General features: G+C 71.5%; 15 protein-coding genes. 8 read left to right on the forward strand and 7 right to left on the reverse strand.

The features are described from left to right. Positions 1 to 72: 72 nt before the first annotated feature. Both ACP7BP_RS06155 and ACP7BP_RS06160 read left to right on the forward strand, forming a co-directional pair. Positions 73 to 513 (forward strand): Mov34/MPN/PAD-1 family protein, encoded by a 441-nt coding sequence (locus ACP7BP_RS06155; RefSeq protein ID WP_426243525.1) that lies wholly within the window; start codon positions 73 to 75, stop codon positions 511 to 513. Continuing rightward, on the forward strand, positions 513 to 794 hold the full coding sequence (locus ACP7BP_RS06160) for a MoaD/ThiS family protein (RefSeq protein WP_426243527.1): 282 nt from the start codon (positions 513 to 515) through the stop codon (positions 792 to 794). Before ACP7BP_RS06155 ends, ACP7BP_RS06160 begins: the two co-directional genes overlap by 1 nt. On the opposite strand, the gene ACP7BP_RS06165 is transcribed toward ACP7BP_RS06160, so the two are convergent. From ACP7BP_RS06165 to ACP7BP_RS06180, 4 genes are read right to left on the reverse strand one after another with little or no spacing between them, the layout of a single operon-like run. Continuing rightward, entirely contained in the window at positions 795 to 1421 is a 627-nt protein-coding gene (locus ACP7BP_RS06165) for a response regulator (RefSeq protein ID WP_426244773.1), read from the reverse strand. 8 nt (positions 1422 to 1429) lie between these two features. Next, positions 1430 to 2662 (reverse strand): sensor histidine kinase, encoded by a 1233-nt coding sequence (locus ACP7BP_RS06170; protein WP_426243529.1) that lies wholly within the window; start codon positions 2660 to 2662, stop codon positions 1430 to 1432. A gap of 35 nt (positions 2663 to 2697) precedes the next feature. After that, positions 2698 to 3453, reverse strand: coding sequence for an ABC transporter permease (locus ACP7BP_RS06175; RefSeq protein WP_426243531.1), 756 nt, complete (start codon positions 3451 to 3453; stop codon positions 2698 to 2700). After that, on the reverse strand, positions 3450 to 4370 hold the full coding sequence (locus ACP7BP_RS06180) for an ABC transporter ATP-binding protein (RefSeq protein ID WP_426243533.1): 921 nt from the start codon (positions 4368 to 4370) through the stop codon (positions 3450 to 3452). The genes ACP7BP_RS06175 and ACP7BP_RS06180 overlap by 4 nt, the downstream gene beginning before the upstream one ends. 89 nt (positions 4371 to 4459) lie before the next feature. On the opposite strand from ACP7BP_RS06180, the gene ACP7BP_RS06185 reads away from it, so the two are divergent. Further along, on the forward strand, positions 4460 to 5407 hold the full coding sequence (locus ACP7BP_RS06185) for a PLP-dependent cysteine synthase family protein (protein ID WP_426243535.1): 948 nt from the start codon (positions 4460 to 4462) through the stop codon (positions 5405 to 5407). A 9-nt stretch (positions 5408 to 5416) separates the two neighbouring features. Further along, positions 5417 to 6259: a DUF3152 domain-containing protein gene (locus ACP7BP_RS06190; RefSeq protein ID WP_426243537.1), complete on the forward strand. Its 843-nt coding sequence runs from the start codon at positions 5417 to 5419 to the stop codon at positions 6257 to 6259. Between the two features lie 96 nt (positions 6260 to 6355). Here ACP7BP_RS06190 and ACP7BP_RS06195 read toward each other — a convergent pair whose 3' ends face one another. Beyond that, positions 6356 to 7411: an alkaline phosphatase family protein gene (locus ACP7BP_RS06195; RefSeq protein WP_426243539.1), complete on the reverse strand. Its 1056-nt coding sequence runs from the start codon at positions 7409 to 7411 to the stop codon at positions 6356 to 6358. A gap of 100 nt (positions 7412 to 7511) precedes the next feature. On the opposite strand from ACP7BP_RS06195, the gene murI reads away from it, so the two are divergent. Together murI and ACP7BP_RS06205 are read left to right on the forward strand one after the other, a co-directional pair. Further along, positions 7512 to 8324, forward strand: a complete 813-nt coding sequence (murI, locus tag ACP7BP_RS06200; protein WP_426243541.1) for a glutamate racemase — start codon at positions 7512 to 7514, stop codon at positions 8322 to 8324. Beyond that, positions 8321 to 9100, forward strand: coding sequence for an MBL fold metallo-hydrolase (locus ACP7BP_RS06205; RefSeq protein ID WP_426243543.1), 780 nt, complete (start codon positions 8321 to 8323; stop codon positions 9098 to 9100). Before murI ends, ACP7BP_RS06205 begins: the two co-directional genes overlap by 4 nt. 28 nt (positions 9101 to 9128) lie before the next feature. On the opposite strand, the gene ACP7BP_RS06210 is transcribed toward ACP7BP_RS06205, so the two are convergent. Next, on the reverse strand, positions 9129 to 9812 hold the full coding sequence (locus ACP7BP_RS06210) for a response regulator (RefSeq protein WP_426243545.1): 684 nt from the start codon (positions 9810 to 9812) through the stop codon (positions 9129 to 9131). Beyond that, positions 9809 to 10966, reverse strand: coding sequence for a sensor histidine kinase (locus ACP7BP_RS06215; protein ID WP_426243547.1), 1158 nt, complete (start codon positions 10964 to 10966; stop codon positions 9809 to 9811). The genes ACP7BP_RS06210 and ACP7BP_RS06215 overlap by 4 nt, the downstream gene beginning before the upstream one ends. Before the next feature lie 130 nt (positions 10967 to 11096). On the opposite strand from ACP7BP_RS06215, the gene ACP7BP_RS06220 reads away from it, so the two are divergent. After that, on the forward strand, positions 11097 to 12011 hold the full coding sequence (locus tag ACP7BP_RS06220; protein ID WP_426243549.1) for an ABC transporter ATP-binding protein: 915 nt from the start codon (positions 11097 to 11099) through the stop codon (positions 12009 to 12011). Then, complete coding sequence (locus ACP7BP_RS06225) at positions 12008 to 12808, forward strand: ABC transporter permease (protein WP_426243551.1); 801 nt, start codon at positions 12008 to 12010, stop codon at positions 12806 to 12808. The genes ACP7BP_RS06220 and ACP7BP_RS06225 overlap by 4 nt, the downstream gene beginning before the upstream one ends. The last annotated feature ends 55 nt before the right edge of the window (positions 12809 to 12863 follow it).

Genomic DNA, 12863 nt, shown 5'->3' on the forward strand with positions numbered 1-12863 from the left:
GCTCGCAAATCAGTAAGACCCGGCTGTCGAGACGCGGCGGACCGGCCCGGCTTCGCGACCTACGCTGGACGGGTGCTGACCATCGACCAGACGACACACGACGCGATCGTCGCGCACGCCAAGCGCGACCACCCCGACGAGGCTTGCGGCATCGTGGCCGGCCCGGCGGGCAGTGACCGGGCGGAGCGGTACATCGAGATGGTGAACGCGGCGGGCAGCCCGACGTTCTACGAGTTCGACTCCACCGACCTGCTGAGGCTCTACCGCGACCTGGACGACCGCGGCGAGGAGCCCGTCGTGGTCTACCACTCGCACACCGCCACCGAGGCCTACCCGAGCCGTACCGACATCGACCTCGCCGGCGAGCCGAACGCTCACTATGTGCTGGTGAGCACGCGCGAGCACGGGAATAACCCCGGCCCGGTGGAGTTCAGGTCCTACAGAATCATCGACGGCGCGGTGACCGAGGAAGAGGTCGTCGTGGTCCCCCAGCTGGAAGCGAGCACCCCCTGATGGCCATCGAGGTCCGGATCCCCACCATCCTGCGCACGTACACCGACGGCGAGAAGTCCGTCACGGCCGAAGGCGACACGCTGGCCACCCTGATCGACCACCTCGAGGGCAACCACCCCGGCATCGCCGGGCGCCTCCTGGACGGCGGCGACCTGCGCCGCTTCGTGAACGTCTACATCAACGACGAGGACGTGCGCTTCATCGGCGGCCTCGAGGCCGGCCTCAGCGACGGCGACCAGGTCGTCGTACTCCCCGCTGTCGCGGGCGGCGCCCCCGCCTGATCAGCCCAGGATGCCCTGCTCGTACGCCGTCGCGACGGCCGCGGCGCGGTCGGTGACACCGAGCTTGTCGTAGATGTGGGTGAGGTGCGTCTTGACGGTCGCCTCGCTGACGAACAGCTCCTGGGCGATCGCCCGGTTGGGTGTGCCTCGTGCGACCAGGGTGAGCACCTCCCGCTCGCGGGCGCTCAGCGCAGCGGAACGCGACGGCCGCCGCACGTGGGAGGCCAACCGGGTCGCCACGGTGGGGGAGAGCACTGTCTCTCGCGCGGCGGTGGCGCGCACGCCCGCGACCAGCGTCTCGGTCGGGGCGTCCTTGAGCAGGTAGCCGGTCGCCCCGGCCTCGATCGCCGCAACGGTGTCGGAGTCGGTGTCGTAGGTGGTCAGCACCAGCACTGCGGCGCGGAGGCCGCGACGGTGCAGCTCGCGCACCGCGTCGACGCCGCTGCCGCCCGGCATGCGCAGGTCCATGACGATCACGTCGGGGTCGAGGACGGCGGCGAGCCGCACCGCCTCCACTCCGTTGCCGGCCTGACCGACGACCTCGAACTCCTCGACAGCGGCGAGGGTCGCGGCGACGCCGTCGCGCACCACCGGATGGTCGTCGACTACCAGGATCCGGATAGTCATGGAGTTGCTCACGCCGCGCCCCTCTCGATCGCCGGGAGCCGCGCCGACACGGCCGTGCCGGCGCCGGGCTCGGTCTCGAGGTCGAACGTGCCCGCCAGCCGCTCGGCCCGCTGGCGCATCCCGCGCACGCCGAACGACGTCGTCCCGGCCGGGCGGCTCGGGTCGAAGCCGGCGCCGTCGTCGCGCACGTCGAGCACCACCTCGTCGTCGATGTAGCTCAGGGTCACCCCGACCCGGTCCGCGCGCGCGTGCTTGGCGACGTTGGAGAGCGCCTCCTGGACGATGCGCAGCAGGGTGGCCTCCACCTCGGGGTGCAGCGCCCGGACCACGCCGGTGACGACGGTGTCGGCCTGGACGGGGTGGTGCGCGGCCCAGTCGTGCACGAGCGCGCTCACGGCGTCGGCGAGCGACCGGTCCTCGAGCGGCGCAGGCACCAGGTCCATCATCGAGCGTCGGGCCTCGACCAGGGCGTCGCGCGCCAGCGCCGCCGCGCGGTCCACGCGGCGGTGCACGGCGGCCGGGTCGGACTCCTCGCTGGCGGCCTGCATCTGCGCGACGATGCCGGCCAGCGACTGGGCGATCGTGTCGTGGATCTCCCGGGCGAGCCGCTGACGCTCCTCCTGTACGCCGGCAGCCCGGGCCTGGGCGACGACGGTCTTCTGCAGGGCGGCGTTGTCAGCGAGGGCCTGCTGGAGGCTGGCGTTGACCTGCTCCAGCTCCGTGATCGCGACCTGGCGGTCGGCGCTGGTGCGCTCCGTCTGCACGGCGTACCTGCCCATCACGTAGGCCAACCCGAAGTTGACGACGATCAGGAGCACGAAGAGCACGCCCTGCGCGGCCGACTCCGGCGGCAGGCCTCCGGACTGGCCGGCCGCCATGATGACCGCCGTCGCTCCCACCGCCAGCCAGACGCCGCGCCCGCGGAAGGCGTCGGTGGCGTCGGTGAAGCCGATCCACGCGTAGATGCAGAACAGCGGGTTGAGCAGGGTGAGCGCGCCCGCCAGCAGGCTGCGGACGACGTACGACAGGGGCGTCGGCGGCCGGTGGATCCACGCGACGATCCACACCACGGTCATGGCGACGAGGGCGAGCTGGGCGGCCAGCCGCGGCCACGGGGTGATCGCCCCGGTGGTGGGGCCGGTCGCCATCGCGACGGTGGTGCCGACGGCAAGCAGGCCCAGCGGCAGGTAGCGCAGCCACCGGCCCCACTGGTCCTCCGAGACGGCCACCGACGTGCTCACGGACGACACCTTCTCATCGCTCGCGCATCCCCCGCTCACTCCCAACGGAACGTGCGCACCGCGACCAGCGAGAGCACGGCAGCCCAGACCGCGACCACCAGCAGGTGCCGCAGGTCGGGGAAGTCGCCGGCCATCGCGTCGGTGAGCGCCTCGGCGGACGCGCTCAACGGGGTGAACCCGACGATGTCGCGCATCAGGCCGGGCATGCTCTGCACCGGCACCCAGACCCCAACGGTGAACATCGCAGGGAAGAAGACGATGGTGCCGACAGCGGTCCCCACCCGGCCGTTGGGGACGACCGCCATGATCGCCGCCCCGATCGAGAACGCGGCAACGAGTGCGAGCACGTAGGCGAGGACGTACCCGACCACCGACTGCGGCAGCGGTGTCCCGAACGCGACGCGGCCGACGGCGAGCACGAGCACGGAGGAGGCGAGCACGGCGGCGGCGTGCAGGAGGACCTGCGCGAGCAGGATCGCCGACGGACCGACCGGGGTCGTCGAGAGGCGGCGGAGGACGCCGCCCTCGCGGTAGGCGTACACCACCGGCGGCATGGCCATGATCGACGCCATGATCATCGAGAGCAGCACCGAGACCGGCACGTAGACGTCGACGGTGCTCAAGCCGCCGAGGTTCGGGTCGTCCTCCCGGAAGCTGGGGATCGATCCGAGGATGGCGACGAGCGCGACGGGGAACAGCACGATCCAGAACAGCGCGCCGAGCTCGCGGCCGAACAGGCGGGCCTCGGTGCGCAGCACGGCGGCGGCGGGCGGGGTCAGGACGGCGTTCATGCGGGCTCCTCCACGGGCTCGGCGGTCAGGTCCAGGTAGGCGGTGTCGAGGGAGCCGCTCGCGACACGCAGGTCGCGGGGCACCACCTGCTGGGCGGCGAGGGCGGCGAGGACGCCGAGCGCGGTGTCCTCCGCGCCCTCGACGAGCACGCGGGCGCCGTCCTTGCTGACGGAGGCGACCCCGTCGATCTCCCGCAGGCGCTCCAGGTCGGTCGGTGCCGAGGGCACGAACGAGGTCAGCGTCGCCGACCCCGCGGCGCGGATCAGCCCTTGGGGAGTGTCGAGGGCGCGAACCCGGCCGGCGTCGACGATCGCGATCCGGTCACACAGCTCCTGCGCCTCCTCCATCGAGTGGGTGACCAGCAGCACGGTCACGCCGGAGTCACGCACGTCCCGCACCAGCTGCCAGACCTCCCGACGGGCGCGCGGGTCGAGCCCGGTGCTGAGCTCGTCGAGGATCACCACCCGCGGGCCTCCGACCAGCGCCAGGGCGATCGAGAGCCGCTGCTGCTGGCCGCCGCTGAGCTTGGCGAACCTACGGTCGAGGTGCTCGGTGAGCCCCAGACGCCCGGCGAGACCGCGCCACGCCACCGGGGCGTCGTAGAGCGCCGAACACAGCTCCAGCGCCTCCCGCACCGTGATCTTCGCCTGCAGCCGGCTCTCCTGGAGCTGGATCGCGAGGACGCCTGTGAGTGCGTCCCGGTCGTCCCACGGGTCGATGCCGTGCACGCGGATGCGACCGGCGTCCCCGACCCGCAGGCCGGCGATGGACTCGACCGTCGTGGTCTTGCCCGCGCCGTTCGGCCCGAGGATGCCGAAGATCTCGCCTTCGTCGACGGAGAAGCTCACCTCGTCGACCGCCACCTTGTCGCCGTACCGCTTGCGCAGGCCCTCGACGACCACTGCCGTTGATGTCATGGCTCCAGCGTGGTGGCAGGCGCCGTCTCGTCCATCGGGCAGCAGGCGCTGAACGGGATCATCCGATCGGTGGATGCCAGACTGGTCCCATGCGTTTCGACAACCTCCTGGCGTCGGTCGGCAACACGCCGCTCGTCGGGCTGCCGCGGCTGTCACCGTCGGCCGACGTGCGGCTGTGGGCGAAGCTGGAGGACCGCAACCCCACCGGCTCCATCAAGGACCGTCCGGCCCTGAAGATGGTCGAGATGGCGGAGAAGGACGGCACGCTGCGTCCCGGGTGCACGATCTTGGAGCCCACGTCGGGCAACACCGGCATCTCGCTGGCCATGGCGGCGAAGCTCAAGGGCTACCGGCTCGTGTGCGTGATGCCGGAGAACACCTCGTCCGAGCGCCGTCAGCTCCTGCAGATGTGGGGCGCCGAGATCGTCACCTCGCCGGGCGCCGGCGGCTCCAACGAGGCGGTCCGGGTGGCCAAGCGGTTGGCCGACGAGCACCCCGACTGGGTGATGCTCTACCAGTACGGCAACCCCGCCAACGCCCTCGCGCACGAGGAGGGCACGGCGCCCGAGCTGCTCGCCGACCTGCCGTCGATCACCCACTTCGTGGCGGGCCTCGGCACCACCGGCACCCTGATGGGCGTCTCGCGCTTCTTCCGCCGGGAGCAGCCGGACGTCCGCATCGTCGCCGCCGAGCCGCGCTACGGCGAGCTGGTCTACGGCCTGCGCAACCTCGACGAGGGCTTCGTGCCCGAGCTGTACGACGCGTCTCTGATCGACGCCCGCTTCTCGGTCGGCCCGCGCGACGCCGTACGCCGGGTGCGCGAGCTGCTCGAGCTCGAGGGCCTCTTCGCCGGCATCTCCACCGGCGCAATCCTGCACGCCGCGCTCGGCCAGGCCGCCAAGGCGGTCAAGGCGGGGGAGCGCGCCGACATCGCCTTCGTGGTCGCCGACGGCGGCTGGAAGTACCTCTCGACCGGCGCCTACGAAGGCACGGTCGACCAGGCCGAGGAGCGCCTCGAGGGCCAGCTCTGGGCCTAGGGTGTGCGCGTGCGCCTCGCCCCCTTCGTGCTGACGGCCGTCCTGCTGGCTCCTGCGGCCGCCGTCGCCGCCCCGGCGCCGGTGCTGGAGCAGGAGCAGGTCGTGCCCCTGGTCAACACCGAGCGGCCTGCGGTGCGTGGTGTCGCACGCTTCACCCACACGCTCCGGGCGCATCCCGGTCGCTGGACGCCGCAGCGCACCTCCACGTCGTACCAATGGTTGCGCGACGGCGCGCCCATCGCCGGAGCCACCGGTCGCCGCTACGAGCTGGCGACCGACGACGTCGGCACCTCGGTGCAGGTCATGGTGACCGCTGCGGCCGACGGCTTCGAGCCGGCCGCCGCGGTGTCGCGACCGCGCACGGTCACCTACCGCGTCGACCGGCGGCGCGTAGTGACCTACCACGTCGAGACGCGCGGCCGGATCTCCGCGAGCCTGAAAGAGTTCCGGCGCCAGGCCCAGCGGACGTACGACGACCCGCGAGGGTGGCGCAACGGCGGCGTGCAGTTCCGCCGGGTGCCCAGCGGCGGCGACTTCACGCTGGTGCTGGCGGAGGCGTCGTGGCTGCCGCGGTTCAGCGGGACGTGCAGCACCCTGTGGAGCTGCCGGGTGGGGCGCTTCGTGATCATCAACCAGGCCCGCTGGTTGGGCGCCTCGCCGGCGTGGAGGGCGGCGGGCCGGTCGGTGCGCGACTACCGGAATTTGGTCGTCAACCACGAGACCGGACACTGGCTCGGCCGCGGGCACGTGGGTTGCCCGGGGCCGGGTCAGCCGGCGCCGGTGATGATGCAGCAGTCGAAGGGGACCGGCGGGTGCCGGTTCAACCCGTGGCCGCGCCGCGACGAGCTCTGAGCCTGAGCTTCACGGGGCTTCCCGTCGCTTCTGGGGGGTTGCAACGCCCGTGAAGCGACGCGATACCCGGGTAACCGGGTATCCCTACCGGACCCCCTACGACCCGTAGACCCGCAGGTCCTGCGCCGCGTCGAGCTCGCTGCCGCTGACCGACGGGAGGCCGAAGAGCGAGGTGACGAGGTTGGCCACGTCGCCGTTGCGGATCGGCTGGGGGCCGGCGTACGTCGGCCGGCTGCGGCCGGGGTCGCGGTAGGTCGGGTTGAGGTCGTAGAGGTCGGCACCCGTCGGCACGCCGGGGCCGCGCACGATGAAGGGCACGCGGTAGTTGGCGAAGACGGTGGGCATCTCGTGGCTGGCGCCCTTGCCGCCGTGGTCGGCGGTCACCATCAAGACGGTGCTCTTGCGCAGTGCCGGGTCGGCGTCGATGGCGGCGACGACCTTGCCGAGCCGGCGGTCGGTCTGCCGGATGGCCTTGAGGTAGGGCTTCGACATGAACCCGTGTGCGTGCCCTGCCACATCGGGGGCCGAGAGGTGGAGGAAGCGGTAGCTGCGCGGCGTCGCGAGGTCGGCGATCAGGTGGCGCACGAGCGAGCCGTTGCCCTCGGTGATGTCGACCTTGTCGAAGGCGGTCGGCCACGACCGCTGCCACAGCGAGAACTTCGTCTTGCTGGCGAAGAGCGCTGTCCCGAGGCCGTGCTCGTCGAGCACGGAGAACAGCGACACGACGTGGTGCCCGGCGGCCGCGTCGACGGTCGTGGGCGAGAGGCGGTCGTCGTTCCAGGTCACGCCGTGCCCGCCGCTGCTCGCCTCGATGCGCCGGCCGGTGACCATGCCCGTGTGGTTGGGCAGCGTCACGGTCATCTCGTACTCGGTGCGGGCGTTGAGGGTCGACGCTCCCTGGTCGATGAGCCGGTGCAGCGTGGGCGCGCCCGAGGGGCCGAGCAGGCGGAGGGCACGCGGGTTGAAGGCGTCGATCGAGACGGTGATGACCGAGGTCGGTGACCCCGCGGCGGCCCGGGGCGCCGACGACGCACTCAGCTCGATGCCGGGGTCGTGGTCGGTGGCCTGCGCGCAGGCGGCCCCCGCCACGAGGACGAGCCCGGCCACCGCGGTGGCCAGGGCGAACGGGCGACGGGTCCGAGCAGTAGTCACCCCGGAAGGGTAGACGCCTCCGCGGACCGGATCCGGCATCGGGCGTGACCTGTGTCGCTCACCCGGCCGCTGCGCCTCCCCGTGGCTTAGCCTGTGCCACGTGCCAGCAGTGACCGCCGACGCCCCGATCGGCATCTTCGACTCAGGCTTCGGTGGCCTCACCGTGGCCCGATCGGTGATCGACCAGCTGCCGCACGAGTCGATCCTCTACCTGGGCGACACCGCCCGGCAGCCCTACGGCGCGAAGCCGATCGGCGAGGTCCGCGAGTACGCCCTCGAGTGCCTCGACCACCTCGTCGACCAGGGCGTGAAGGCTCTGGTCATCGCGTGCAACTCCGCCAGCGCGGCCATGCTGCGTGACGCGCGGGAGCGGTACGACGTGCCGGTGGTCGAGGTCATCCTGCCGGCCACCCGACGCGCCGTGGCGGCCAGTCGCAACGGCCGCATCGGCGTGATCTGCACGCGCGCCACGGCGGAGTCCCTCGCCTACGAGGACGCCTTCGCCGCGGCCCCGCAGGTGACGCTGTCGACCCGGGCCTGCCCGCGCTTCGTGGAGTTCGTCGAGGCGGGGGTGACCGGTGGCGAGGAGCTGATGGCCGCTGCCCACGACTACCTCGACCCGCTTGCCGCCGCGGGCGTCGACACCCTGATCCTGGGCTGCACCCACTACCCCCTGCTCACCGGAGTCATCTCCATCGTCATGGGTGACGGGGTCACGCTGGTGAGCTCGGCCGAGGAGTGCGCGAAGGACGTCTACCGCCTGCTCGCGCGTCACGACCTGATGCGTGGTCCCGGGGAGCCGTCGTACACCTTCAAGACGACCGGGCAGCCCGACGAGTTCGAGACCATCGGCCGACGGTTCCTCGGCCCGGAGCTGCACACCGCGCGCCAGTACGCCGGAGGCCGGGCATGAGGCTCACCGTCGTCGGCTGCTCCGGGTCCTACCCCGGGCCCGACTCGCCCGCCAGCTGCTACCTGCTCGAGACCGAGCACGACGGCCGTACCTGGCGGGTCGTCATGGATCTCGGCAACGGCGCGCTGGGTGCCCTGCACAAGTACGCCGATCCGCTGGCCATCGACGCGGTGCTGCTGAGCCACCTGCACGCCGACCACTGCCTGGACCTCTGCGGCTACCACGTGCTCCGCAAGTACCACCCGCTCGGTCCGCAGCCGCGGATCCCGGTGTGGGGTCCGGTGGGCACGGCCGCCCGGATGGCGCGCGCCTACGACCTCCCGCCCGACCCGGGGATGAGCGGGGAGTTCGACTTCCGCGAGTGGGACGGTCCGGTGAGGATCGGCCCGTTCACGGTCGAGGCGATCCCGGTCGAGCACCCGGTCCCGGCGTACGGCCTGCGGATCAGCGACGGTGACGGCGTGCTCGCCTACAGCGGCGACACCGGTCCGTGCCGCGGGCTCGACGAGGTGGCCCGCGGTGCGGACCTCTTCCTCGCCGAGGCGTCGTTCCAGGAGGGCGACGACAGCCCGCCCTCGGTGCACCTCACCGGGGCCGAGTGTGGCGACACCGCCAGCCGCGCGAGCGTCGCGCGACTGGTGCTCACGCACATCCCGCCGTGGCACGACCCGGAGGTCGTGCTCCGGGAGGCGACGGCGACGTACTCCGGCCCGATCGACCTCGCGGCCCCCGGAGCCGTCTACGACGTGCAGGGCTCGCACGTCTCTCAGCCCTGAGCGGGAGTCCGCTGCCGCCGGGGGCGGCTCAGACGAGGCCGGCGTCGTGCACGCAGATCGCGATCTGCACGCGGTTGGTCGTGCCGAGCTTCTCGAACAGCCGCGAGACGTGTGCCTTGACGGTCGGCACCGAGAGGAAGAGCTCGGCGGCAATCTCGGCGTTGCTGAGGCCGCGGCCCACCGCGACGGCGACCTCGCGCTCGCGCGCGGTCAGCTGGCCGAGCCGTCGCTCGGCCGCGGCGCTGCGGGAGTCGGAGCGGCTGTGGCGCAGCCGGTCGACAACGGCGCGGGTGGCGGTGGGAGAGAGCATCGCCTCGCCGTCGGCGACCTTGCGGATCGCCTCGACGATGGCGGCCGGCGGGGTGTCCTTCATCAGGAACCCGTCGGCGCCCGCCTCGAGTGCGCCCACGACGTAGTCGTCGGCGTCGAAGGTCGTCAGCACGATCACCCGTGGCGGGTCCGGTCGCTCGTGGAGCAGCCGGGTGGCGTCGAGCCCGTTGAGGACCGGCATCCGGATGTCCATGAGCACGACATCGGGCGACAGCACGTCGACCTGGGCGATGCCGGCCCGGCCGTCGGCGGCCTCGCCGACCACGTCGAGGTCGGCCCGCCCACCGAGCATCAGGACGAGGGCCGACCGCACCAGCGGGTCGTCGTCCACGATCAGCACCCTGGTCACGGGCTGCCCAGACGCCGTCGTCGAGTCGGTCACGGCGCCCACGGTATCCAGGCGTGCAGGACGAACGCCGATCCTTCGCGACGGTGCTCCAGACGCCCCCCGCGCAGCAGGGTGCGCTCGGAAAGGCCGACCAGGCCGAGGCCGGAGGTGGGCGCCAAGGTGCGCCCGAACCCGAGCGGGTTGCGCATCACCACGTCGACGCCGCGGTCCGGGTCGCCGCTGATCTCGACCGTGACGAGTGCACCCGGCGCGTGCTTGCGGGCGTTGGTGAGACCCTCCTGGACGATCCTGTAGAGCGTGCGGCCGACGGCGTCGGGCGGCGTCCGCCCCTCCAGGAGGTCGTCGAACTCGACGTGCATCCCCAGCTGGTGTGCCTCGGCGACGAGGTCCGGCAGGTCGCAGTACGTCGGCTGCGGCTGATGGGTGAGCCGCCCGTCCTCGTCTCGGAGCACGCCCAGCACGCCGCGGAGGTCGGTGAGCGCCTCGATGGCGTGATCGTGGATCTCGCCGACGCCCGCCCGGAGTGAGTCGGCGTCGAGGTCGGAGCGGTAGGCGAGCGCTCCGGCGTGCATCGATATCTGGGAGATGCGGTGGGCGAGCACGTCGTGCATCTCACGGGCGATCCGCGACCGCTCGGTGCCGCGGGCCTGCTCGGAGCGCAGCTCCTGCTCGGCCTCGGCGCGGATAGCACGGTTCTCCAGAGTCCACATCAGCTCGCGTCGTGAGCCGATGTACATGCCCCAGCCCATCGTCGCGACCGTGACCACGACCCCGAAGGCGAGGGTCAGCCAGATCGGGTCCTGGTTGGCCATGGGCTGGATGTCGTAGTAGCCCTGGCCGGCCACGATGCCGACCAGGCCGACCACGACGATGGGTACCAGCCGCCGATGCACAGCCAGGGAGACGGCTGCCAGCGTGGCGGGGCCTGCGGCGATGCCGGAGAAGACGGTCAGCGCGCCGAGCAGGACGGCGATCGGGTAGGGCCACCGGCGGCGCCAGAACACCAGGACGTAGGACAGCACACCGAGGCCCACGTCGAGAGTGAACAGGATCGGGTGCCGGTCGATCTGCGTCTTTGCGATCGGCAGCCAGACCGACAGCGAGATGGCCACGCACAGGGCCATCCGCCACGCGTGGGAGTACCACCGCAACGGCGGCTGGTACTGCTCGGGCGTCGGCTCGTCCACCAGCAAAGGCTAGGCGCCCGCGGGACACGTGGCAGCCGTCCCGAGGCGTGGGCAACCCCCTACTTTGGTCAGGTACGACGATCCTCGTGACGGATGTGCCCATGGCACTGTCACCGGCAGACTCCTCGTCATGATCAAGGTCGAAGGCCTCACCAAGTCGTACGGCAGCTTCCGGGCCGTGGACGACATCAGCTTCTCCTGCCAGCCCGGCCGAGTGACCGGCTTCCTCGGTCCCAACGGTGCCGGCAAGACCACCACGATGCGGATCATGGTGGGGCTCACCACGCCCTCCCATGGCCACGTCACCATCGGCGGTCACGCCTACCACGACATCCCGAACCCGGGCCGTCACGTGGGGGTCCTGCTCGACGCGTCGGCGCAGCACGCCGGCCGCACAGGCCGCGAGATCCTCACCATCGGCGCGGAGACCATGGGCCTGCCGACGTCGCGGGTCGACGAGATGCTCGCCCTGGTCTCGCTCGACGACACAGAGTCGAAGCGCCGCCTGCGCAACTACTCGCTCGGCATGAAGCAGCGTCTCGGCATCGCCCACGCGCTGCTGGGCGACCCGTCGGTGCTCATCCTCGACGAGCCCGCCAACGGCCTGGACCCGGCCGGCATCCGGTGGATGCGCGGACTCCTCAAGGGGTACGCCGACCGGGGCGGCACCGTGCTGCTCTCCAGCCACCTCCTCAACGAGGTCGAGCTGATCGCCGACGAGATGATCCTGATCGGTCGCGGCAAGATCGTGGCGCAGGGCGACAAGGCGTCGCTGCTCTCCGGCGCCGATCACCAGACCACCAACGTGACGGCGCTCGACAACGACCTGCTCACCAAGGCCCTCACCGACAAGGGGTTCGCGGTGACCCGCGCCGGCACCGGCCTGCGCGTCGAGGCGTCCCCGGTCGACATCGGCCAGGTGGCCGCGGACAACACCATCGTCCTCACCGATCTCCGCTCGGCTGACGGCGGGCTCGAGGACCTCTTCCTCGCGCTCACATCCGACACGCAGCGTGACGACCTCTCCGAAGGAGCCCAGGCATGAGCACCACCGCCCTCCCCGCCTCGATCGACGTGGCCTCGACCACGCAGGTGCCGATGAGCCGGCTGGCCAAGGTGGAGATCCGCAAGGCACTCGACACCCGCGCCGGCCGCTGGTTCGCCGTGTCGATCCTGGCTCTGGTCCTCGTCGTCTCGATCATCTGGGCCTTGGCCGCCCCCGACGACTCTAAGGACTACGGCAACTTCCTGGCGGCCGCCGGCGGCACGCTCGGCTATTTCCTGCCCATCCTCATCATCATGCTCGTCACCAGCGAGGCCAGCCAACGCAACGGGCTGGTGACCTTCACGCTCGAGCCCCGTCGGTCGCGGGTCGTGATCGCCAAGTTCCTGGCCGGCTTCGGGCTCGCCGTCGTGGTGATGGTGCTGGGTGCCGTCATCGCGGTCTTCGGCACTCTCCTCGGCATCGCCAGCGGTGCATCCCCGCAATGGACCGTCGACGGCAACCTGCTCTTCAACGGGTTCGTGCTCGCCAACGTGGTCGGCATCCTGACCGGCTTCGCGATCGCCACCCTTCTGATGAACACCCCGGCAGCGATCGTCGGCTACTTCGCGTACAGCTTCATCCTCCCGCTCGCGGTCGGCATCCTCAGTGAGATCAGCTCGGGCTTCGGGAAGGTCGCGCCCTGGATCGAGTTCAACACCGCTCAGACGCCCCTCTTCATGGGCGACTACACGCCGACGGGTGAGCAGTGGGGTCAGATCGCCGTCACCGGCGTCATCTGGCTAGTCATCCCCCTCGTCCTCGGCATCACCCGCCTGCTGCGCATCGAGTTCAAGTAGCAGGACCACAGGCTGCTCTCCTCGGGGGAGGGGCAGGTACCGGGTCCGGTCCTCC

Source organism: Nocardioides sp. LHG3406-4, from assembly GCF_049897745.1.
GTDB lineage: Bacteria > Actinomycetota > Actinomycetes > Propionibacteriales > Nocardioidaceae > Nocardioides.

Coding starts and splice junctions, on each gene's coding strand:
- ACP7BP_RS06160 (WP_426243527.1), top strand. CDS start 513: ATGGCCATCGAGGTCCGGATCCCCACCATCCTGCGCACGTACACCGAC.
- ACP7BP_RS06165 (WP_426244773.1), bottom strand. CDS start 1,421: ATGACTATCCGGATCCTGGTAGTCGACGACCATCCGGTGGTGCGCGAC.
- ACP7BP_RS06175 (WP_426243531.1), bottom strand. CDS start 3,453: ATGAACGCCGTCCTGACCCCGCCCGCCGCCGCCGTGCTGCGCACCGAG.
- ACP7BP_RS06180 (WP_426243533.1), bottom strand. CDS start 4,370: ATGACATCAACGGCAGTGGTCGTCGAGGGCCTGCGCAAGCGGTACGGC.
- ACP7BP_RS06185 (WP_426243535.1), top strand. CDS start 4,460: ATGCGTTTCGACAACCTCCTGGCGTCGGTCGGCAACACGCCGCTCGTC.
- ACP7BP_RS06205 (WP_426243543.1), top strand. CDS start 8,321: ATGAGGCTCACCGTCGTCGGCTGCTCCGGGTCCTACCCCGGGCCCGAC.
- ACP7BP_RS06220 (WP_426243549.1), top strand. CDS start 11,097: ATGATCAAGGTCGAAGGCCTCACCAAGTCGTACGGCAGCTTCCGGGCC.
- ACP7BP_RS06225 (WP_426243551.1), top strand. CDS start 12,008: ATGAGCACCACCGCCCTCCCCGCCTCGATCGACGTGGCCTCGACCACG.